25 protein-coding genes are annotated in these 20,707 nt (G+C 73.5%); 10 read left to right on the top strand and 15 right to left on the bottom strand.

Going from position 1 to position 20,707, the window contains the following annotated elements; all coding sequences use genetic code 11:
* Positions 1 to 15: 15 nt before the first annotated feature.
* Together V6U88_RS03410 and V6U88_RS03415 are read right to left on the bottom strand one after the other, a co-directional pair.
* Positions 16 to 669 (bottom strand): hypothetical protein, encoded by a 654-nt coding sequence (locus V6U88_RS03410; RefSeq protein ID WP_334449705.1) that lies wholly within the window; start codon positions 667 to 669, stop codon positions 16 to 18.
* Positions 666 to 1,250: a helix-turn-helix domain-containing protein gene (locus tag V6U88_RS03415; RefSeq protein WP_334449706.1), complete on the bottom strand. Its 585-nt coding sequence runs from the start codon at positions 1,248 to 1,250 to the stop codon at positions 666 to 668. The genes V6U88_RS03410 and V6U88_RS03415 overlap by 4 nt, the downstream gene beginning before the upstream one ends.
* A 117-nt stretch (positions 1,251 to 1,367) precedes the next feature.
* On the opposite strand from V6U88_RS03415, the gene V6U88_RS03420 reads away from it, so the two are divergent.
* Positions 1,368 to 2,159, top strand: a complete 792-nt coding sequence (locus V6U88_RS03420; RefSeq protein ID WP_334449910.1) for an alpha/beta fold hydrolase — start codon at positions 1,368 to 1,370, stop codon at positions 2,157 to 2,159.
* 42 nt (positions 2,160 to 2,201) lie between these two features.
* Here V6U88_RS03420 and V6U88_RS03425 read toward each other — a convergent pair whose 3' ends face one another.
* The 5 genes from V6U88_RS03425 to V6U88_RS03445 form a co-directional block, all read right to left on the bottom strand.
* Positions 2,202 to 3,161, bottom strand: coding sequence for an asparaginase (locus tag V6U88_RS03425; RefSeq protein WP_334449707.1), 960 nt, complete (start codon positions 3,159 to 3,161; stop codon positions 2,202 to 2,204).
* 94 nt (positions 3,162 to 3,255) lie between these two features.
* Positions 3,256 to 4,083, bottom strand: a complete 828-nt coding sequence (locus V6U88_RS03430; RefSeq protein WP_334449708.1) for a 3-keto-5-aminohexanoate cleavage protein — start codon at positions 4,081 to 4,083, stop codon at positions 3,256 to 3,258.
* A gap of 125 nt (positions 4,084 to 4,208) precedes the next feature.
* Complete coding sequence (ygfZ, locus tag V6U88_RS03435; protein ID WP_334449709.1) at positions 4,209 to 5,321, bottom strand: CAF17-like 4Fe-4S cluster assembly/insertion protein YgfZ; 1,113 nt, start codon at positions 5,319 to 5,321, stop codon at positions 4,209 to 4,211.
* Positions 5,318 to 5,722, bottom strand: a complete 405-nt coding sequence (locus tag V6U88_RS03440; RefSeq protein ID WP_334449911.1) for a Fur family transcriptional regulator — start codon at positions 5,720 to 5,722, stop codon at positions 5,318 to 5,320. The genes ygfZ and V6U88_RS03440 overlap by 4 nt, the downstream gene beginning before the upstream one ends.
* Before the next feature lie 31 nt (positions 5,723 to 5,753).
* Entirely contained in the window at positions 5,754 to 6,413 is a 660-nt protein-coding gene (locus V6U88_RS03445) for a TetR family transcriptional regulator (RefSeq protein WP_334449710.1), read from the bottom strand.
* A gap of 124 nt (positions 6,414 to 6,537) precedes the next feature.
* Here V6U88_RS03445 and V6U88_RS03450 point away from each other — a divergent pair, with 124 nt between their 5' ends.
* Positions 6,538 to 6,987, top strand: a complete 450-nt coding sequence (locus V6U88_RS03450) for a hypothetical protein (protein ID WP_334449711.1) — start codon at positions 6,538 to 6,540, stop codon at positions 6,985 to 6,987.
* Between the two features lie 55 nt (positions 6,988 to 7,042).
* Complete coding sequence (locus V6U88_RS03455; protein ID WP_334449712.1) at positions 7,043 to 7,891, top strand: aminotransferase class IV; 849 nt, start codon at positions 7,043 to 7,045, stop codon at positions 7,889 to 7,891.
* 37 nt (positions 7,892 to 7,928) lie between these two features.
* Here V6U88_RS03455 and V6U88_RS03460 read toward each other — a convergent pair whose 3' ends face one another.
* Together V6U88_RS03460 and mtfM are read right to left on the bottom strand one after the other, a co-directional pair.
* Complete coding sequence (locus V6U88_RS03460; RefSeq protein WP_334449713.1) at positions 7,929 to 8,531, bottom strand: FABP family protein; 603 nt, start codon at positions 8,529 to 8,531, stop codon at positions 7,929 to 7,931.
* Between the two features lie 64 nt (positions 8,532 to 8,595).
* Complete coding sequence (gene mtfM / locus V6U88_RS03465; RefSeq protein WP_267897534.1) at positions 8,596 to 8,700, bottom strand: small membrane protein MtfM; 105 nt, start codon at positions 8,698 to 8,700, stop codon at positions 8,596 to 8,598.
* A 12-nt stretch (positions 8,701 to 8,712) separates the two neighbouring features.
* Here mtfM and V6U88_RS03470 point away from each other — a divergent pair, with 12 nt between their 5' ends.
* The 3 genes from V6U88_RS03470 (at position 8,713) to V6U88_RS03480 (ending at position 11,598) form a co-directional block, all read left to right on the top strand.
* Positions 8,713 to 9,087 (top strand): DsrE family protein, encoded by a 375-nt coding sequence (locus V6U88_RS03470; protein ID WP_334449714.1) that lies wholly within the window; start codon positions 8,713 to 8,715, stop codon positions 9,085 to 9,087.
* Between the two features lie 79 nt (positions 9,088 to 9,166).
* Entirely contained in the window at positions 9,167 to 9,547 is a 381-nt protein-coding gene (locus V6U88_RS03475; protein ID WP_334449715.1) for an SCP2 sterol-binding domain-containing protein, read from the top strand.
* Positions 9,544 to 11,598: an amylo-alpha-1,6-glucosidase gene (locus tag V6U88_RS03480; RefSeq protein WP_334449716.1), complete on the top strand. Its 2,055-nt coding sequence runs from the start codon at positions 9,544 to 9,546 to the stop codon at positions 11,596 to 11,598. Before V6U88_RS03475 ends, V6U88_RS03480 begins: the two co-directional genes overlap by 4 nt.
* Before the next feature lie 54 nt (positions 11,599 to 11,652).
* Here the strand turns inward: V6U88_RS03480 and V6U88_RS03485 are convergent, their stop codons facing one another.
* The 6 genes from V6U88_RS03485 to V6U88_RS03510 form a co-directional block, all read right to left on the bottom strand.
* A complete protein-coding gene (locus tag V6U88_RS03485) occupies positions 11,653 to 12,441 on the bottom strand; it encodes a hypothetical protein (protein WP_334449912.1) in 789 nt (262 codons plus the stop codon).
* Positions 12,442 to 12,660: 219 nt separating this feature from the next.
* Positions 12,661 to 12,990 carry a DUF1416 domain-containing protein gene (locus tag V6U88_RS03490; RefSeq protein WP_334449717.1) on the bottom strand — a complete coding sequence of 110 codons (330 nt, stop codon included), beginning with the start codon at positions 12,988 to 12,990 and terminating at the stop codon, positions 12,661 to 12,663.
* A 1-nt stretch (position 12,991) separates the two neighbouring features.
* Complete coding sequence (locus V6U88_RS03495) at positions 12,992 to 13,867, bottom strand: sulfurtransferase (RefSeq protein WP_334449718.1); 876 nt, start codon at positions 13,865 to 13,867, stop codon at positions 12,992 to 12,994.
* Between the two features lie 203 nt (positions 13,868 to 14,070).
* Complete coding sequence (locus V6U88_RS03500; protein WP_331214547.1) at positions 14,071 to 14,148, bottom strand: Ms5788A family Cys-rich leader peptide; 78 nt, start codon at positions 14,146 to 14,148, stop codon at positions 14,071 to 14,073.
* Between the two features lie 118 nt (positions 14,149 to 14,266).
* Entirely contained in the window at positions 14,267 to 15,055 is a 789-nt protein-coding gene (locus V6U88_RS03505) for an LmeA family phospholipid-binding protein (protein ID WP_334449719.1), read from the bottom strand.
* Positions 15,056 to 15,160: 105 nt separating this feature from the next.
* Positions 15,161 to 16,207 carry a hypothetical protein gene (locus V6U88_RS03510; protein WP_334449720.1) on the bottom strand — a complete coding sequence of 349 codons (1,047 nt, stop codon included), beginning with the start codon at positions 16,205 to 16,207 and terminating at the stop codon, positions 15,161 to 15,163.
* 251 nt (positions 16,208 to 16,458) lie between these two features.
* Here V6U88_RS03510 and V6U88_RS03515 point away from each other — a divergent pair, with 251 nt between their 5' ends.
* The 4 genes from V6U88_RS03515 to pstS all read left to right on the top strand — a co-directional run bounded on the left by V6U88_RS03515 (position 16,459) and on the right by pstS (position 20,702).
* On the top strand, positions 16,459 to 17,172 hold the full coding sequence (locus tag V6U88_RS03515) for a winged helix-turn-helix transcriptional regulator (protein WP_053655016.1): 714 nt from the start codon (positions 16,459 to 16,461) through the stop codon (positions 17,170 to 17,172).
* 229 nt (positions 17,173 to 17,401) lie between these two features.
* Positions 17,402 to 18,262 carry a polysaccharide deacetylase family protein gene (locus tag V6U88_RS03520; protein WP_334449721.1) on the top strand — a complete coding sequence of 287 codons (861 nt, stop codon included), beginning with the start codon at positions 17,402 to 17,404 and terminating at the stop codon, positions 18,260 to 18,262.
* A gap of 31 nt (positions 18,263 to 18,293) precedes the next feature.
* Positions 18,294 to 19,220: a mycothiol synthase gene (mshD, locus tag V6U88_RS03525; protein WP_334449722.1), complete on the top strand. Its 927-nt coding sequence runs from the start codon at positions 18,294 to 18,296 to the stop codon at positions 19,218 to 19,220.
* Positions 19,221 to 19,598: 378 nt separating this feature from the next.
* On the top strand, positions 19,599 to 20,702 hold the full coding sequence (gene pstS / locus V6U88_RS03530; RefSeq protein WP_334449723.1) for a phosphate ABC transporter substrate-binding protein PstS: 1,104 nt from the start codon (positions 19,599 to 19,601) through the stop codon (positions 20,700 to 20,702).
* Positions 20,703 to 20,707 lie beyond the last annotated feature (5 nt).

The following is a 20,707-nucleotide window of genomic DNA, read 5'->3' on the forward strand; positions in this document are numbered from 1 at the left end:
CCGGTTTGCGGCGGGTTACTCGGCGGCCGGGCGGGTCCGCTTGGTGGCCTTCGGCAGCTTCGCCGACGGGGTGTCGGCCGGCTTGGCGGCGCGGGCGGCCCGCGGCCGGGTGGTCTTCGCGGCGGCCGGCTTGGCCTCGACGATCTCGGCGACGTCGGCCGGGGTGGGGGTCTCGGCGGTCGTGACCTCGGCCTTCACCTCGGTCGGGAGGGTGGCGTCGGTCGCCTCGATGTCGGCGTTGACGGTGTCGGCGGCCTCCAGCACGCCGGCGCCGACCACGCGCTCGCCCCGGGCGATCAGCGCGCCGTACGCGGCCAGCGCCCGCTCCTGGGCGGCCTGCGCGCCGACCAGCAGGGCGGCGGCGTTGCGGGTGGCGGCCTCGCGCAGCTTGTCCAGGTCGAGGTCGGCCGGGACGGCCTTCTCGCGCAGGCCGGTCGCGGTGAGGTTGGCGGTCTTGAGGGTCTCGGTGGCCTTCTGGCGCAGCTCGAACCCGGTGACGACGGCCTTGCCGCCGATCTCGGTGACCACCTTGGTGCCGTCGGTGACGACCTTGGTGCCCAGCTCGCTCACCACGGTCGGGAGCTTGCGGAGCTGCTGGTACGCCAGCTCGCCGGCGCCGGCGGCGGCGTAGAGCGGGGCCGGGATGCGGTTGGTCTTCGGCTGGGTCATGACTTCTCCTCCTCGGCCGCTCCCGCGGCCTTGCTGTCGGGGGTGACGGGGGCGGGCGCGGGGCCCGCCTCGGTGACGGCGACCGATTCGAGGACTGCCTCGGTCGGGGTGCCGTCTCCGGTGGTGGGGCCGGTCGCGGCCGGCGTGACGGTGGCGGCCGCCCCGGTCGGCTCGGCCGGTGCGCTGGGTTCCGCCGCCGGAGTGGTCTCCGGGCCGGCCGCGGCGGTCGCCTCGGCGAGCCGGACGTTCTCCCGGCGGAAGGTCTCGTAGATCTGGCTCAGCGACTGCTTCTGCGCCATCGTCAGGTCGGGGTCGACGGCGATCGCCGCGAGCACCCCCTGACCTTCCTTGTCGTCGAGCAGCCCGGCGCGCAGGTACATCGCCGGGGTGGAGACCCGCAGCGCGCTGGCGAGCTGCTGGAGCACCTCGGCGCTCGGCTTGCGCAGCCCGCGCTCGATCTGACTGAGGTACGGGTTGCTCACCCCGGCCTGCTCGGCGAGCTGGCGCAGCGAGATCTTGGCGTTCCGACGCAGGTCACGGATGAATCCACCGACGTCGGGTAGATCCTTGGGTGCGTCCATGGGCCCAACGCTAGCCCGGACTGCTAACTACAGCAAGCAGATCGCTAGCCAGAGTTAGCAAGGTAACAATAGGCGGTTGCGGCCCCGCTGTCCGCTGCGTAGCTTGCACGCGTGACGATGATCGACATCAACGGTGTCCGGCTCGCCTACGACGACCTGGGCAGCGGCAGCCCCGTGCTCCTGCTGCACGCCGGCATCGCGGACCGGCGGATGTGGCGGCACCTGGCGTCCGCTCTCGCCGAACGGCACCGGGTGATCGCGCTGGACCTGCGCGGCTACGGCGACTCCGAGCTGCCGTCGGCCTCCTTCGCCCACCACGACGACGTGGCCGCGGTGCTGGACGCGCTGGGCCTCGACCGGGCCGCCCTGGTCGGCTGCTCGTTCGGCGGGGCGGTGGCGATCGACACCGCGCTGGCGCACCCGCACCGGGTGTCGGCGCTCGCGCTCTTCGGCTCGGCCGTCTCCGGCAACCAGTGGTCGGAGGAGGCCGAGCAGCTCTGGGACGACCTCGTGGGCGAGGTGGACCCCGAGGACGTCGCGGCCAGCGCGGCCGGCGAGGTCCGGTTCTGGGTGGTCGGCCCCGGACGCCGCCCGGAGGACGTCGACCCGGGCCTGGTCGCCTTCGCCGAGGAGATGGACCAGCGGGCGCTCGCCGCCGAGCAGGCGCTCAGCGCGGTGGAGGTCGAGGAGCTCGACCCGCCGGCGATCGAGCGCCTGGCCGAACTGCGACTGCCGGTACTGGCCACCGCCGGCGCGGCGGACGTGCCGGACATCTCCCGCCTCGCCGACCGGATCGCCGCCGAGGTGCCCGGCGCGGTGCGCCTGCCCGACGTGCCGGACGCCGGCCACCTGCTGCCGCTGGAGCGCCCGGAAGCGGTCGACGCCGCCCTGCGCGACTTCCTGCGCTGAGCGGCGCGCGGCGGCCTCAGGCGGCGCGGTGCGAGCTCGGTCTCACCAGACCGCGCGTACCGCGCCGACCGGCAGGCCGCCGCCGAAGAGCGGCACCTCGGCGTATTCGGTCAGCACCGGGGCCTCGACGCCGAGCCGGCGCAGCGCGGAGACCAGCACGGGCATCCGGGCCCGCCCCGCGCCGTCGTCGATCTTCAGGGCGACCGCGCCCACCCCGGGCACGGCCGCGGCGATGACGCCCTCCGCGCCCACCTTGGCCAACGCCCCGGGTACGCCCCGCATCAGCCGGGTGTCCTCGGCGACGGTCCCGCCGACCAGCTCCGGGTACGTCCGCATCGCGTCGGACACGGTCCGCTCCACCGACCCCGGCTCGGCGGAGACCAGCCGCAGGTACGCCCCGGCCAACCCGGTCAGCGAGACGGCGAGCACCGGCGCGCCGCAGCCGTCCACGCCCACGGCCGCCGCCTGCTCACCGGTGAACTCCTCGATCGTGGCGGTGAGCCGCTGCTGCAACGGGTGCTCCGGCCGCCAGTAGCCGTCCAGCGGCCAGCCGGCCGCCAGGCAGGTCAGCAGCATTCCGCTGTGCTTGCCGGAGCAGTTCATCTGCACCCGGGTCGGCCCGCCCCCGGCGCGTAGCACCGCCTCCCGTGCGGCGTCGCCGACGGGCAGGTCGGGCGGGCAGTGCAGGGCGGCACCGTCCAGCCCGGCCCGGGCCAGCAGCGCCTCGACCCGCAGCAGGTGGAACTCCTCGCCGGCGTGGCTGGCCGAGACCAGCGCCACGTCGGCCGGGTCGGTCAGCGGCAGGCCGGCGCGGAGCATGCCGACGGCCTGCATCGGCTTGTTCGCCGAACGCGGGAAGACGGGCGAGGTGACGTCCCCCGCCCCGGCCACCGGCGCGCCAGCGGCGTCGAGCACCACCACCGATCCGCGGTGGACGCCCTCCACGAACTCGGACCGGACCACCTCGGCGAGCGGCACGCCGCCCTCGTACGTCTTTGGCACGAAGTGGACGGTACCGACGCCTCCGGCGGGCCCGGCAGGCGGGTGACCAGGGGCGTCGGCGGTGCCCGTACAGGGGTGCCCGGCGGGGCCGGCCTTACAGGCCGAGCAGCGTACGGGCCTCGGCGGTGGTCAGCGGCGGGCGCTGCGCGAGCTGGGCGAAGCCGACCGCCCGGGCGACCAGCTGCATGTTGGACTCCACCGGCTGACCCTTGGCGTACGTGACGGTGTCCTCCATGCCGACCCGCAGGTGCCCGCCCGCCGAGAGCGAGGCCAGCAGCACCGGGATGGTGCTGCGCCCGATCCCGGTGGCCGAGAAGGTGGTCCCCTCCGGCAGGTCACGCAGCGCCTGGTGGGCGGCGACCAGCGCCTGGGTGGTGCCCGGCATGCCGCCCGGCACGCCCATCACGAAGTCGACGTGCACGTGACCGCCGTGCGGCAGCCCGTACTTGCCGAGCAGCCGCTGCAGGGCGGTGAGGTGGCCGAGGTCGAAGATCTCGTACTCGGGGACGATGCCGCGCTCCTGCATCCGGGTGTGCAGGTCGACGATGAACTCCCACCGGTTGAGGAAGACGTCGTCGCCGAAGTTCAGCGTGCCCATGGTGCAGGAGGCCATGTCGGGGCCGGCGTCGAGCACGGCCAGCCGGGCGGACTCCGGGTCGGTCACCGCGCCGCCCGAGGAGAGCTGCACGATCAGGTCGGTGCTCTCCCGCAGCGCCGCCACGGTCTCCCGCAGCCGGCCCTGGTCCAGGGTCGGCTTCGCCTCGTCGTCGCGGATGTGGACGTGGATCACGGCGGCGCCGAGCGCCTCGCACTCCTTGGCGGTCAGCAGCAGCTCGTCGAGGGTCACCGGCAGCGCCGGCACCTCCGCCTTGGCCGACTCCGCACCGGTGGGGGCAACCGTGATCAACGTCCCTGTGCTCATGCCGGGATCCTAGCCGCCCGGCCCGCCTCCGGTCGACGGCCGGAGCCGGGATCGGCGAAAGAACAGCGGGACCGCACCCAGCCGGAAGGAAGAATTCCTGCGGCACGGGCACGGCCCCGGCAGCCTTACTCCCGGTCGATCGCCGCGGCGGTCTCCCCCACCATCAGCCGGGCGTCGTCGGAGACGTTGCGCTTGATCACCGCGAGGGCCACCTGCCCCAGCTCGTAGTGGTGCACGGCGGTGCCGACGAAACCGACCGCCCGACCGTCCAGGGTCACCGGCGTGCCGGCGGCCGGCGGCTGGTCGGTGGTCACTCCGTCCAGGTGCAGCAGGACGAGCCGACGCGGCGGCTTGCCCATGTTGTGCACCCGGGCCACCGTCTCCTGCCCCCGGTAGCAGCCCTTCTCCAGGTGCACCGCGGGGGCGATCAGACCCACCTCGGCGGGGATGGTCCGGTGGTCGGTGTCCACCCCGACCCGGGGCAGCCGGGCGGCCGCCCGCACCGCCTCGTACGCCCACAGCCCGGCCACCGGCACCCCGTTGCCGCGCAGTTCGGCGACGACCTGGTCCATGGCGGGCCGGGGCACCAGCAGGTCCACGCCGAGCGGGCCCCGGCGGGCCCACCCGCCGGCGGGCAGCGGCCGCACGTCGTACACCACGGTGGGCCGGGGCGGCACCTCGCCGGAGCGGAACTTCGGACCCGGCACCGCGACCACGTCGGGGTCGGCCAGACCGGTCACGTCGAGCGCCGCCACGGCGGCGACCGCCTCCGGGCCGACCAGCGAGAGCAGCGCGTGGTCGGCGGTGGCGTCGCGCGGCTCGACCCGGCTGAAGAACCGCATCTTCTCCAGGTACGACAGCAGCCCCTCGGTGGCGCCCGGCTCGGTATCGAGCCAGGTCGTCTCGCCGTCCTCGACGACCATCGCGTGCTGCTCGACGTGCCCGTGCGGGCTGAGCACCAGCAGCTCGGTGCCCTGCCAGGGCTTCAGCGCGGCCAGGTGCTGGCTGGTCAGCGTGTGCAGCCAGCTGATGCGCTCCGCGCCGGGCACCGCCACCACACCGCGGTGCGACCGGTCCACCAGGCCGACGCCGGTGGCCAGGGTGCGCTGCTCGCGCATCGGGTCGCCGTAGTGCGCGGCGACGCCCCGGACCCCGGCGGCGCGGTGTGCCGGCTCCGGCTGGTCGCGACTGGCCTCGTCGATCGCCTCGACAGCCACCGCTCCCGCGATGTCGATCATTTCGGTTCCCCGTCCTCGCAGTGGCCGCAGACGCCGAAGAGCGCCACGTGCCCGATGTCGACCCGGAACCCGCGCTCGGCCACGAGCTGGTCGGCGAGGGGGCGGAGCAGCTCGGGATCGATCTCGTCGACCGTCCCGCACTCGCGGCAGACGAGGTGGACGTGCTGGTGCTCACCCGCCGCGTGGTAGGTCGGCGACCCGTGCGACAGATGGGTGTGGGTCACCAGTCCGAGCCGCTCCAGCAGCTCCAGAGTCCGGTAGATGGTGGTGATGTTGACGCCGGCGGCGACCTCCCGGACCGCCGTGTGCACCTGCTCCGGCGTGGCGTGCCCGAGGTCCAAAACGGCCTGGAGCACGAGCTGCCGCTGCGCCGTCAGCCGCAGCCCACGGGAGCGGAGCATTTCCGCGAGGGAGGATTCGGACACCGTCCGATCATAGTTCGGCGTCGGCGGGTCGTTCCGGAGCGGAAAGCTCCAGACTCGCCGGGATGGCCTGGAAGGCGCGCCCGACCCGCTCGACGAGGGCCGGCAGCCCGCCCTGGCCGCCGCCGTGCACCCAGGGCCGGGCGGCCAGGCGCCAGGCGGTGGTGGTGACCTCGGCGAGGACCTGGGGCCGGAGGTCCGCGGGAGGCAGGCTGAGCTTGCCGGCCAGCCGGTCGGTGAGCCGCTGCTCGACCTCGGCGCGGTGACGGGCGGCGTAGGCCAGCAGGGCGGGCGAGGTCAGCACGAGCCGCCGAGTGGCGACGTAACGGTCCGCCCAGTCGGCCCCGAGCCCGGCGACGACCTCGCCCAGCAGGTCGCTCAGCTCGGCCAGCACGAGGCCGGACAGGGCACGCCGGTCCAGTGCGGCCAGACAGGCCGACCAGAGCTCCGCCTCCGCCTCGATGGCGGCGGCCTCCTTCGCCGGAAAGATCCGGAAGAAGCTGCTCCGCGACACCTCCACCGCGTCGACCAACTCCTCCACCGTGGTGGCCTCGAAGCCCCGCTCGGTGAAGAGCCGCAGCGCGGCGTCGGCGAGCGCCCGCCGGGTGCGCAGCTTCTTCCGTTCCCGCAGCGGCAGTGCCCGGTCGGACGTCGAGGAGTCGGCGGTCATGGCCGCAATCTAGTCGCATCCGGACCGGAAGAGACCTGGCACCCTTAGAGACCTTTTGCCAAGTGATACTCAGTCTCAATATGATTCGAGTATCAAAATCCTGGAGCGAACGAAGGAGCGACGAATGTCGACCACTCCCACCCTCAACGGCCAGGTCGTCGGCCTGGCCCACTACGCCACCCGGGCGGTGCTCGAACGCGAGCTGACTCCGCTCGGTACGTCCTTCCCGCAGGCGCTGGCCCTCAACGCCGTCGCCAACGCCGGCGGCACGATCGACCGCTCACGACTGATCGACCGGATGACCAGCACCTTGAAGATCGACGTGGCGGCGGTGCTGGCGACCATCGCCGAGTTGGCCGAGGCCGGCCTGGTGCGGGTGCTGCCGGCGGACGAACCGCGGGTGGCGCTGACCGACGCGGGCCGGGCCCGGCAGGGCCGGATCGCCGAGATCAGCGCCGGCATCGCCGGCCGGGTGTACGCGGACATCCCCGCCGACGACCTGGCCGTCGCCGCCCGCGTGCTGACCCTGGTCACCGAGCGGGCCAACGCCGAACTGGCCGCCGCGCGGGGCTGACCTCGACGAGGCGAGCGCGACCGGGCGCCCCGGCCACTGGCTAGGATCGACGGCCATGGAGGCAACCAGGGTCGCCGTGCTCGGCCGGGGCGTCGTACCCGTCGGGGAGCCGGTGCTGCGCGGCGACGACCTCGGCGTGCTGCACGGCGACGGGGTCTTCGAGACCATGCACCTGCGCGGCGGGCGGCCCTGGCTGCGCGAGGCGCACCTGACCCGGCTCCGGGCCAGCGCAGCCGCCGTCGAGCTGCCACTGCCCCCAGAGGACGCCCTGGTGGAGCTGCTGGAGAGCGTGGCGGCCGGCTGGCCGGCGGAGGTGGAGGGCGCGCTCCGGCTGGTCTGCACCCGGGGCCCGGAGGGCGGCGGCCTACCGACCGTCTACGCCACCCTGGGCCAGGTCCCGCCCTCCGCCCGCCGTGCCCGGCGCGAGGGCGTCGACGTGGCCACCCTGCCCCTCGGGGTGGCCGCGGCGGCCCGGCCGGAGCTGAGCTGGCTCCCCACCGGCATCAAGTCCACCTCGTACGGGGCGAGCAGCGCCGCCCGGCGCTGGGCGGCGCGCAACGGCGTGGACGACGTGCTGTGGGTCTCCACCGACGGGTACGTGCTGGAGGGGCCGAGCGCGAACGTGGTCTGGCTGGAGGCCGGGACGCTCTGCACCGTCCCGGCCGCCGAGACCGGCATCCTCCCCGGCGCCACGTGCGCCTGGCTGCTGGCCCACGCCGACGAGCTGGGCTTCACCGCCGCCGAACGCATGACCACGCCGCAGCGGCTGGCCGAGGCCGACGGCGTCTGGTTCACCTCGTCCGTACGCGGCCTGGCGGAGTTCCGCAGCCTCGACGCCACGCGGCTGCGCCGCTGCGCGCACACCCCGGCCCTCCAGGCGCTGCTGGCCCATTCCCTCGCCTGACCGCCCCCGGCCCCCCACCCCGGTCGGGGCGGGCGGCTCAGCCGGCGACGCGGATGAGGCGGGCGGAGAGGTGGGGCGAGAGGGCGTGGCCCATGCCGGCCATCTCCTGCGCGTACAGCAGCGCGCCCTCGACGATGCCGAAGAGGCGGGCACCGGCGGTGACCTCCTTGGCGGTGGAGGTCCGCACGACCGCGTCGGTGGCGAACTCGATCTGGGTGCCGGTGCGCTTGCCGATGTAGAGCTCCATGATCCCGGTGGGGCTCATCATCAGCGCCTCCAACTCGTCGGTGGCCCGATCGCCGCTGAGCACCGGACGCCACCAGCCGACCTCACGCCCGGCGGGTCGGACCGGCCGGCTCTGCTCGTCGAGGATCCACGCCCGCGACTCGTAGAACAGGAACGGCCGGCCGTCGTGGCTGATCCGGATCTCCTGGGCGAAGTCGAAGTCCTCGATGGTGGGGAAGCCACCCCGGCCCCGACCGCGCCACACCCCGACGTACGGCAGCAGGCCGTCCAGCGTCGGATGCAGCTTCGGGCCGACCCGCAGGTCGTGGCTCTCCTCGTACGGGTACTCCTCGACCGGCGGCGCGTTCAGCCACGGCGGCTGCAGCGGGTTCTCGTCCGACGGGTTCGCGCTCAACGGTTATCTCCGCTCTCCATCGTTCGCGACTGCGGGGCTCGCAGACCCGGCTCACTCCTCGCGCTCACCAACGTCCTCTCGAAATGCGTACGGCAAGGTAGACCAGGCCACCGGCGAGCGCGCCCAGGCCCGCGACCAGCAGGCTGACGAACCCGATCTCGGTAACCATCATGGTCATCCTATGCTGGGCGTCATGGCCCGCACTCTCGTCGTCAAGGCCACCGCCGGGGCGGACGCGCCGGAACGGTGCGCCCAGGCCTTCACGGTCGCCGCCACCGCCGCCGCAGCCGGGGTGGAGGTGTCGCTCTGGCTGACCGGCGAGTCGACCTGGTTCGCCGTCCCCGGCCGGGCGGAGCAGTTCGAGCTGCCGCACTCGGCGCCCCTGGGGGAGCTGCTGCACGTCATCCTCACCACCGGCCGGGTCACCGCCTGCACCCAGTGCGCCGCCCGGCGGGACATCGGCCCGGGCGACGTGCTGCCCGGGGTACGCATCGCGGGCGCGGCCGTCTTCGTCGAGGAGGCGATGGCCGAGGGGGCCCAGGCGCTGGTCTACTGACCACCCCGGGCGTCATGTCCGATCTGCGCGGAGTTCCGATATTCTCCCGACTTGTCGGTCCGCTGCCTACCATTCGGATGTGAACGAGGCGACGGAGGAGTTCTTCGCATCGCTGCCGGCGCGCGCCCCGGCGGTGCTGCGCACCCCGATCAGCGGGACGATCCAGATCGACCTCACCACCGACAACCGGACCGATCACTGGCTGGTCCAGCTGGGCCCCGGGGAGATCATCGTCAACCGGGCCCGCGGTCCCGCCGACGCGATCTGGAACAGCAGCGCGGACCTCTTCGAGCGCCTGGTCACCGGCCGGGCGCAGGGCATCTCCGCGGTGCTGCGCAACGAGACCACGTTCAGCGGCAACGTCGTGCTCTTCCTCGTCTTCCGCCGGTTCTTCCCCGACCCGCCCGGCGCCCGGGATCCCCGGGAGACCGCCCGGGAGCAGCTCGGACGGTCGGGATGAGGCAGCTGGTCAGCATCCTCGACGGCAACACCTTCGTCGTCTCCGACCGCCGTGGCGACATCGAGCCCTCGTTCGACTTCCCCACCGGGGTTTTCTCGTTCGACACCCGCTTCATCTCCACCTGGCTGCTCACCCTCGACGGCGAGCGGCTGCACGCCCTCTCCGTCGACGACTCGCGCTCCTACCGGACCCGGTACTTCCTCGTCCCCGGCGAGCCGACCCACTACCTCGACGCCAAGGTGTCGGTGATCCGGGACCGGGCCATCCACGACGGCCTCGGCGAGAAGCTCACCGTGCTCAACCACTCCGGGAAGGAGATGCGGTTCAACCTCCGGCTGGAGATGGGATCCGACTTCGCCGACCTCTTCGAGATCAAGCACAAACGGCGCAAGGCGGGCCGGATCACCGCCGCCATCGGTGAGAACGAACTGCGGCTGACCTACCGGCGGGAGGCGTTCCACCGGGAAGCCATGATCACCAGCAGCGCGCCGGCCGAGGTGGACCAGGGCGGCATGACCTGGAGCATCCTCGTCGGTTCGCACGCCGAGTGGAGCACCCGGCTGCACGTGGGGACGGTGATCTACGGCGCCCGGGGCCAGGACTTCCGGGCGAGTACCCCGCTGGTCGGCAGTCGCAGCCCCGCCGCGATCCGGGCCGAGCAGGAGGAGCTGATCCGCAAGGCGCCGAAACTGGGCTGCGACAACGAGCCGCTGGCCACGGCGTACCGGCAGAGCCTCAACGACCTGGCCTCGCTGCGCTACGAATCGATCACCCTGGGCGTCCGCCTGGTCGCGGCGGGCCTGCCCTGGTTCATGACCCTCTTCGGCCGGGACAGCATCCTCACCTCGTTCCAGGTGCTGCCGTTCCTGCCCGAGCTGATCCCGCCGACCATCATGATGCTGGCCGGCCTGCAGGGTCACCGCCTGGACGACTTCCGCGACGAGGAACCGGGCAAGATCCTGCACGAGCTGCGCTACGGGGAGACCGCCGGCTTCGAGGAACAGCCCCACTCGCCCTACTACGGCTCCGCCGACTCCACCCCGCTCTTCCTGATCCTGCTCGACGAGTACGAGCGGTGGACCGGCGACGCCGACCTGGTGCGCAAGCTGGAGTTCCCGGCCCGGGCGGCGCTGGCCTGGATCGAGAGCTACGGCGACCTGCTCGGCACCGGCTACCTCTGGTACCGCACCCGCAACCCGGACACCGGTCTGGCGAACCAGTGCTGGAAGGACTCGTGGGACTCCATCTCCTACGCCGACGGCCGGCTGCCGGGCTTCCCCCGGGCCACCTGCGAACTCCAGGGGTACGCGTACGACGCGAGGCTGCGCGGCGCCCGGATGGCCCGGGAGTTCTGGAACGACCCCGCCTACGCCGACAAGCTGGAACGCGACGCCGCCGCGCTCAAGGAGCGCTTCAACCGGGACTTCTGGATCTCGGAGGGCGAGTACTTCGCGCTCGCCCTCGACCCGGAGGGGCGGCACGTCGACGCCCTGACCTCCAACATGGGGCACCTGCTGTGGAGCGGCATCGTCGACGAGTCCCGGGCCGAGCGGATCGCCCGCCACCTGCTCGGCCCGCGGCTCTTCTCCGGCTGGGGAGTGCGCACCCTCGCCACCGACCAGGGCCGCTACAACCCGGTCGGCTACCACGTGGGCACGGTCTGGCCGTTCGACAACGCCTTCATCGCCTGGGGCCTCTCCCGGTACGGCTTCCGGGAGGAGGCCGGGCGGATCTGCGAGGGCATGCTCAACGCCTCCCGGTACTTCCACGGCCGGCTGCCGGAGGCGTTCGCCGGGTACGACCGCAGCCTCACCGAGTACCCGGTGGAGTACCCCACGGCGTGCAGCCCGCAGGCCTGGTCGGCGGGCACCCCCCTGCTGCTGCTGCGGGTGATGCTCGGGCTGGAGCCGCAGGGCGAGCACCTGATCATCGACCCGGCGGTGCCGGAGGGCCTGGGCCGGATGGAGCTGCTGGACATCCCCGGCCGGTGGGGGAAGGTGGACGCCCTCGGCCGCAGCCGCACCGAGCAGGACCACCAGCGGACCGAGTGACCGCACCCGGGGAGCCCGGGAGGGAGCAGGCCACGCCCGGCGTGGCGCGGGGGGTCAGCAGCCGGTGGAGGCGGAGACCCGCACCTGCTCGCCGGTCGCGTCGGCGAGGACGACGACCGCGCCGCGCCGGTAGGCGTACACCTCGGGGGTGTCGACCACCGCGCCGCCGGCGGCCAGCGGCTTCAGCCCGGCCAGCGACGCCGGCGCGGGGCCGGCGGTCGCCCACCGGGTCCGGGCGACCCCACCGCCCGGGCAGGGCGCCACGACCTGCTCCGGCGTGCCGGCCGGACGACCCAGCGCGCGCAGCGCGTCGTCGAGGGCCGGCTCGCCGGCATAGCCGGGAAGGAGCGTGCCGTACTCCACGTCGTCGGGTCGGCAGCCGCTGTCCGCGGTGAGCCGGACCCGGCCCGGGGTGACCACCCGGCCCTGCACCGCGACGAACTCACCGGCGTCGGCCCGCAGCCGGGGGCCGTCGGAGCCGAGATGCACCCCGGCCCGCCAGTCCGCCGGGAGCCGGCCGGCGACCGCCTCCAGCAGCGCCCGTTCCCCGCCCTCGGCCACCACCACGTCCAGGTCCCGGGCCAGCGTCGCGCCGTCGTCCATCGGGGTGATCCGGCAGCCCCGGTCGAGGCGCGGCGCGGCCAGCGCCCACGCCCCGTCGCCGGTGGCGGCGACAAGCCGGCCGACCGCCCGGTCGACCACCGGGCCGGCCTCGGCGAGGCTGCGCTGCTCGCGCACGGTCGGCGGATCGTGCCGCACGGACCACCAGGTCAGCGCGGCCAGCAGCACCGCCCAGAGCACGGTCACCGCCAGCAGCCAGCGCGGCCACCCGCCGGTGGGCACGGGCTCGGGAGGACCAGTCGGCGGGGCCCACCCCGCCTGGACAGCACCGCTCACCCGCTCATCGTGTCACGCGCCCGCCGTCGAACCGGCCGCCCCCTCCGGCCGTCCCGCCGCCGGTTCCTCCCCGACCTGCGGATCCGCCCGCCGCCCGGTCGGCAGACGGCCCGGGGCCGGCCACCCCGGGTGGGGTGACCGGCCCCGGGCCGATCAGAGCGTGGGTCAGGCGACCGTGACGGAGACCTCGTTGATGCCCCGTCCGGCGGTCACGGCGGTGTCGCCGTTGCCGTGCCGGGACAGCGCCCGCAGCGTCCAGCTGCCCGGCGCGGCGAAGAAGCGGAACTGCCCGGCCGGGGAGGTGACGACCTCGGCGGTGAACTCACCGGTCGAGTCGAGCAGCCGGACGTACGCGCCCGGCACGGTCTCGCCCGCGTCGGAGCGGACCACACCGGTGATGACGGTTTCCTTCTCCAGGTCCAGGCTGGCCGGCAGCGGCGCGGCCTGGTCCGGAGCGGCGCAACCCGCGGCGGTAGGGGCGGTAGGAGCAGTCATCTCAGGCCTCCCCGACAGAGCTGTCGGACCCGGCCCCGCCGGGAGTGTCGCCGAGCGCCACCGGCACGCCGACCAGCGAGCCGTACTCGGTCCAGGATCCGTCGTAGTTCTTCACGTTGCGGTGACCGAGCAGCTCCTGAAGGACGAACCAGGTGTGCGAGGAGCGCTCGCCGATCCGGCAGTAGGCGATGGTCTCCTTGCCGTCGTCCAGCCCGGCGTCGGCGTAGATCCGGCGCAGCTCGTCGTCGGACTTGAAGGTGCCGTCCTCGTTGGCCGCCTTGGACCACGGCACGCTGATCGCGGTGGGCACGTGCCCGGCCCGCTGCGCCTGCTCCTGCGGCAGGTGGGCGGGGGCGAGCAGCCGACCGGCGTACTCGTCGGGGCTGCGCACGTCGACCAGGTTCTTGGTGCCGATGGCGTCGACCACCTCGTCGCGGAAGGCCCGGATCGCGGTGTCCGGCTCCTGCGCGACGTACTGGGTCTTCGGGCGGGTCACCGGGTCGGCGACCAGCGGACGGGCGTCCAGCTCCCACTTCTTGCGTCCACCGTCGAGCAGCTTGACGTCGCGGTGGCCGTAGAGCTTGAAGTACCAGTACGCGTACGCGGCGAACCAGTTGTTGTTGCCGCCGTACAGGATCACGGTGTCGTCGTTGGCGATGCCCCGCTCGGAGAGCAGCGCCTCGAACTGGGCCTTGTTGACGAAGTCCCGGCGGACCTGGTCCTGGAGGTCGGTCTTCCAGTCCAGCTTGATCGCACCGGCGATGTGGCCGGTGTCGTACGCCGAGGTGTCCTCGTCGACCTCGACGAAGACGACGCCCGGGGCGTCGATGTTCTTCTCGGCCCACTCGGCCGAGACGAGTGCGGTGTCGCGACTCATCAGATCACTCCCTGGTGAGGATGGATGGTGAGCCAGCGCGGGATCGAAATCGGTGATTGTCGCACCACGCGCGGGACCCATAGAGGAACGGATCACGGGTTCGTGCGACGGCGCCGCTGCCGGGCGTGCGGTGGGAAGACACCGGAGGGTACGCAGACCCTGAAAGCCGGTTGGCCGCTAGGCGGCCGGAGACAGCCCCGCCGTCAGATGACGGAGCGACACAGGCAGGTGGCCACGCGGCACAGGTCGACCGCGCGCCGTTTGGTGAGGAGCGTCCCCATGAGCAGGGAGCCTAGCAGCCGTCCCGGAGAGCGCCACCGATCCGACCAGCATGCGGGACACGACGCGGGACACGACGACGGCCCGGCCGGCAGGCCGGGCCGTCGTGTCGTCGCCCGCTCAGCGGGCCGAGTTGATCGGTACGTTCGTCGCGTCGGCGGTCACCATCAGCCCCTCCGGCTTGGGCTCCACCTTGCGGACGTTGAGCTGGAAGGGCAGCTCGGGCAGGGGTACGTCGACCGAGATGCTCTTGGCGTAGTTGCTCAGCAGGGTCCGGGCCAGCGGCACCGCCGGCAGCCCCTCGGCGGTCAGGTCGTTGAAGCGCAGCGCCACCTTGTTGCCCTCGGCGACGGTCACGTCGGCTGTGCCGCTGACGGTGAGCTTCTGACCGAGGATGTCCACCGGGGCGGTGACGGCGAGCTTGCCGTTCTGCTCGCCGAGCTTCAGCCCGGGACGGTCCAGCAGGGCGGCCAGGCTGTCGTAGGTCACCGTGCCGGTGCCGTCGACCTTGTCGGCGACCACGTCGCCGCTGCCCGAGCGGAGGGTGTCCAGCGAGGCCCGCACGTTCCGGGCGTCCACGTCCAGCCGGGGCACCCGCACCGCGTTGCCCTCCACCGAGCCCTGCACGTCGGTCAGCACGATGGAGATCCGCTCGTAGCGGCCGTCGAGCACCTGGGTCAGGAACGGGAAGCCGCCGACGTCGACCTTCGGCGGGGCGGACTGCGCGTCCTGCTTGGCGATCTCCTGCTCCACCTGGTCGGCGATGGCCCGCTCGGCCACCCCGGCCGCCACCCGGTCGGCCACCACCAGCAGCCCGCCCAACAGCAGCAGCAGGACGACCAGCGTGACCAGCACCTTGCGCCCCCGCCGCCGGGGCCGCTCCTCGTACGTCTGGTCCGCCTCTGCCACACCGCCTCCTTGTCCGTCGCCGTCGCGATCCCGCGACGCCGTCTCTACCGGCGCCACCACGCGGCGCACCGTTGGTACCCGAGGGGTGGAGCGCTCAACCGTAGGTCAGAGGAAGAGCACGCACATGGCGTACGCGGCCGGTGCGGCCAGCGCGAATCCGCCGAGCGGACCCTGCATGTGCCGGGCGATCCACAGCGTCGGCGGCTCGCCGGCCATCAGCCGGCCCGCCTCGGCGTACCCGACGGCGAGGTCGGCCAGTACCGCCGTGGCGGCGGTGACCAGGCCGATCAGCGCCGCGCTGGTCGGGGTGAAGCCGACCAGGTAGCTGCCGAGCACCGCGCTGGTCAGGGTGCCGATCATCGCGCCGGCGACCACACCGGCCGCACCCCGTGGCACCTGTGGGGCGAGCCGGGGCCAGGGCAGCACCGCGTCGGTGAGCCGGGCGACGGTGAGCGCGACGCCGGTGGCGGCGAGGCAGACGGTGATCGCCTGGGTGCCGGCCGGGATCCGGCTGAGCGTGATCAGGGTGGCGAACGCGACGACCCCGACCACGATGAGCAGGGTGGTGCCGAGCGAGTCGGTGACCCGGATCCGGTCCACCCGGCGGACGAGCTGACCCAGCACCCCGAGGACGAACCCGCCCGCCGCGACGTATCCGAGCGGTGCCAGGGCGGCGATGTCGGACTGCACCGCCGCCACGTCCGCCGCGCCGGCGACCAGGGCGCTGACCACCGCGACCAGCAGCAGGGCGGGCGGGCGCATGGCCATCGTCCAGGCGAGGACGAAGAGCAGCTGCACGCCGAAGACGATGAAGGCGAACGGCAGCCGGTGCCCGGGCCCGGAGGTCTGCGCGCCGAGCACCAGACCCACCCCGAGCAGCGCGGCGAAGCCCGCGACGGTCAGCGACAGTGGCTTGTGTACGTCGACCGGCTCGACGACCTCGGCCTCCGGCTCCACCGCCTCGTCGTCCGGCCGGCGGGGCGCACCGCCCTTGCGAGCCCGGCGTGGGCCGCGCTCCCGCCGCTGCTCACCGTCGTCGGCCGGGCCGGTGCGCGGGCCGGGCGGTACGCCACGGGCAGAGCCGGCCGGCCCCGGGCGGGCGTCGTCGGCCCACGGTTCGCGGCCGGTCTCGGGCGAGGTGGAGGGAAACACGCCCCGATCGTGCCAGACCGGGTGGCCCCGGCGGAGGTCACGGTTTCAGCAACGTTAAAACCCGCGGCGCGATCATGGGCAGAACCGACAAAGGGGAAAGGACGAGCGGGCCTCACCTGGGCCATCGGTTACGCTCAAGCCGTTACCCGCCCGTCAGCGACGCCGGGACCCACGCTAGTTCGCAGCGCCACGCCCTCCCGGGCTGCCGCTGGTCGCGCGCGGCGTCGCCGCCGCCGGACGGAGGTGATCGTGTGGAGATCCTGTTGCTGGTGACCGCGCGCGCAGGTGAACCATCGGCAGTGCTGCCGGCACTCGACCTGCTGCCGCACTCGGTCCGCACCGCTCCCCGCGACGTACGCACCCTGGTCGCCGGGCCCAGCCCGGACGCGGTGCTGGTGGACGCGCGCTCCGAGCTGAGCGAGGCGCGGGCGACCTGCCGGATGCTGCACGCCACCGGCCTGGGGGTGCCACTGGTGGCGGTGGTGACCGAGGCGGGGCTGATCGCGCTGAACGCCGACTGGGGCGTGGACGACGTCATCCTGGCCAGCGCCGGTCCGGCCGAGGTGGAGGCCCGCCTGCGGCTGGCGGTCGGCCGGCTCAGCAACGCCACGGCCGGCGCCGGCGGCTCGATCCGGGCCGGCGAGCTCACCATCGACCCGGACACCTACGCGGCCAAGCTCAAGGGCCGGCCGCTCGACCTCACCTACAAGGAGTTCGAGCTGCTGAAGTTCCTGGCCCAGCACCCGGGCCGGGTCTTCACCCGCGACCAGTTGCTGCGCGAGGTCTGGGGATACGACTACTTCGGCGGCACCCGGACGGTGGACGTGCACGTCCGGCGGCTGCGGGCCAAGCTCGGCTCGGAGTACGAGTCGATGATCGGCACGGTCCGTCAGGTGGGCTACAAGTTCGTGGTCCCGCCGTCGCGGTCGCTGCCCGAGGCGGAGCACGCGCCGCTGCCGGTCTGAGCGGGCACGCCGTCCTGCCGCCTGCCTGCGGAGCGTCCCTGACCTGGGCCTGAGGGCTACCGTCGCTGGTTCCCACCCGTCCGGGGCACTGTCTCCGATACGCCCCTTTTGCCCGTCTCGCCGGTCTTATCCTCATGGGCAAATTGGCGGCGAAAGGGGCAACGGTGCGTGCACTGACCACGGGGGCGAAGACGGGACCGGTCCACGGTCCACACCGGCGGCGGCGCTGATGGGCCCCGGGACCACCGGCCGCGCCGTCGGCGTGGTCGTCCTCGTCCTGGCCGCCCTGCTCGGCTCCGCGTACGTGCTGGGCCGGAACCTGTTCCCCGACCGGCCGCGATCCGGCCCCGGCGTGACGGCCGGCGTCCACGAGACCGAGTACGCCGACCAGTCGGGCGGGACCGACTCCTCGGAGGACACGCCGGATCGCGCCGAGGCGGGGCAGGATCCCGACGGCCACCGGGCGACCGAGAGCCCGGACGACGGCCTCTTCGGCAGCCGGGTCACCACCGGCTCCCCCGAGGTGGCGCTCACCTTCGACGACGGGCCGAACCCGCAGTACACCCCGCAGGTGCTGGAGATCCTCCGCGAGTTCCAGGTCCGGGCCACCTTCTGCGTGGTCGGCGAGAACGTGCAGGCCCACCCGGAGCTGGTCCAGGCGATCGTGGCCGACGGGCACACCCTGTGCAACCACTCCTGGCAGCACGACGTGCAGCTGGGCAGCCGCTCGCCGGCCACCATCCGCGCCGACCTGCTCCGCACCAACCAGGCGATCCACGACGCCGTGCCCGACGCCCCCATCGCCTGGTACCGACAGCCCGGCGGGGCCTGGACGTACCCGGTGGTGTCGGTCGCCAAGGAGCTGGGGATGACCGCGCTGCACTGGAACGTCGACCCGTCGGACTGGCAGGCACCCGGCGCCGACCGGATCGCCACCCTGGTCACCCGGGACGCCGCCCCCGGCTCGGTGGTGCTGCTGCACGACGCCGGCGGGGACCGGCAGGGGACGGTCGACGCGCTGCGCCGCATGCTGCCCGACCTGACCAGCCGATTCCGCCTGGAGGCGCTGCCGGTCGACGCCACCACCTGAACCCCGCCGTCGAGAGGACTACGGTGACGGGGTGAGCAGCGCGGAACCGACGACCGACCGGGTGGCCCGGGCCGACCGACTCGCCCCGGCCGAGGTGGCCGAGGCCCTGGCGCTGGCCCGCCTCGCGGGCGACGCCGACGGCGCGGACCCGTTCGACGAGCACACGCTGCTGCGGCTGCGCGACCCGGAGGCGGCGGCAGTGCACCTGACCGCTCGGGCCGCCGACGGCACCCTGACCGGGTACGCCCACCTGGACACCTCCGACCCGGCGGCCGGTGTCGGCACCGAGCTGGCGGTGCACCCGGCGTACCGGCGGCGGGGCACCGGCCGGGCGCTGGCCCGGGGCGTGCTGGCGGCGGCGTCCGGGCCGTTGCGGGCCTGGGCGCACGGGGACCACCCGTCCGCCGCGGCGCTCGCGGTGGACCTGGGCTTCACCCGTGCCCGGGTGCTCTGGCAGCTGCGCCGCCCGCTGGCCGCCGCGCTGCCCGCGCCCCGGTTGCCGGACGGCGTCGCGCTGCGCGCCTTCCGCCCCGGCGCGGACGACGAGGCCTGGCTCGCGCTGAACGCCCGCGCCTTCGCCGCGCACCCCGAGCAGGGCCGGTGGAGCGCGGCCGACCTGCGGACCCGGCTGGCCGAGCCGTGGTTCGACCCGGCCGGCTTCCTGCTCGCCGTGGAGGAATCCAGCGGCCGGCTGCTCGGCTTCCACTGGACGAAGGTGCACGAGCGTCCCGGCTCGGCCCGGATCGGCGAGGTCTACGTGCTCGGAGTCGACCCGGACGCGCACGGCGGCGGGCTGGGCAAGGCGCTGACCACCGCCGGCCTGGCCCACCTGCGCGATGCGCGCGGACTGGACCGGGTGATGCTCTACGTCGACGAGTCGAACACCAGCGCGGTGGCGCTCTACGAGCGGCTCGGCTTCGCCCGCTGGTGCGGGCACGTCAACTACCAGCTGGGCTGAACCGGCCTGCACGGCGGGCCGGCGCTGACCGGCCCCCTGCGCACCCTCGCCGCCGCCGGCCCGTCGCCCTGCGGGGTCCGTCGCGGGCCGAATCGTCCGCGCCCGGGACGGTCACCGCGCGATAACGGCGACGCGTCGGCGCGATAACGGCCGTCCCGGCAAGTCGGATAAATGGCGATAGCAGGCTGGCAGTTCACCTATCGGACAACCGCCCCTCAGGCAGCGGTCACCCCGCCGGCCGCGCTTGTTCATCCTCCGTTCACTTCTGACCGGCGATCCGTCTACCTGGCGCTTCTAGCTTTCGTGTCAGCCGGTCAGCGCCGGCACCCGGGCCCCCTCCGGGCGACCTGACCAAAGACGTGAAGGGAAACCCCTCAGGTGAAGCTCCAGCGGCACGGCACCATCGCCTGCCTCGCTCTTACCGCGGTGCTCGGTCTCAGTGCCTGTGGCTCGGACAACAACGAGCCGGCCGGCACGTCCGCCTCGGGTTCCGCCAGCGCTGCCGACTGCGCCAAGGGCACGCTGAACGCGCAGGGCTCCTCCGCGCAGAAGAACGCCATGGCCGAGTGGATCAAGGCGTACCAGCAGAAGTGCGCCGACTCGACCATCAACTACGAGCCGTCCGGCTCGGGCGCCGGCATCCAGGCCTTCATCGCCGGCACCGCCGACTTCGCCGGCTCCGATTCCGCGCTGAAGGAGGAGGAGCAGCCGCAGGCCGACGCCAAGTGCGCGGGCGGCCAGGCCATCCACCTGCCGATGGTGATCGGCCCGGTCGCGGTCGCCTACAACGTCAGCGGCGTGGACAACCTCCAGCTCAAGCCGGCCACCCTGGCCAAGATCTTCGGCGGCAAGGTCACCAAGTGGGACGACCCGGCGATCAAGGCCGACAACCCGAGCGCCAAGCTGCCGTCGACCACCATCCAGACGGTGCACCGCTCGGACGAGTCCGGCACCACCGACAACTTCACCAACTTCCTCTCCAAGACCGCCGAGGCGGACTGGACCTTCGGCAAGGCCAAGGCGTGGAAGGCCCCGGGCGGCACCGGCTCCAAGGGCTCGGACGGCGTGGCCAGCTCCGTCAAGGGCGCGGACGGCGCCATCGGCTACATGGAGTGGTCGTTCGCCGAGAACGCCGGCCTGAAGACCGCCAAGATCGGTAACGGCGCGGGCGAGTTCGCCGAGCTGACCGCCGAGAACGCCGGCAAGACCATCGCCGGCGCCACGGTCGAGGGCAAGGGCGACGACCTCAAGATGAAGATCGACTACAGCACCAAGGAGGCCGGGGCGTACCCGATCGTCCTGGTGACCTACGAGATCGTCTGCAGCAAGGGCCTCGCCGCAGACAAGCTCCCGCTGGTCAAGGGCCTGCTGGGCCACGCCGCCAGCAGCGAGGGCCAGGCCGAGCTGACCGAGCTGGGCTACGCCCCGCTGCCCGACTCGGTCCGCACCAAGGTCGAGGCCGCGGTCAAGAACCTCTCCTGACCGAC

This window comes from Micromonospora sp. CPCC 205739, from assembly GCF_036906795.1.
Taxonomy (GTDB): Bacteria; Actinomycetota; Actinomycetes; order Mycobacteriales; family Micromonosporaceae; genus Micromonospora.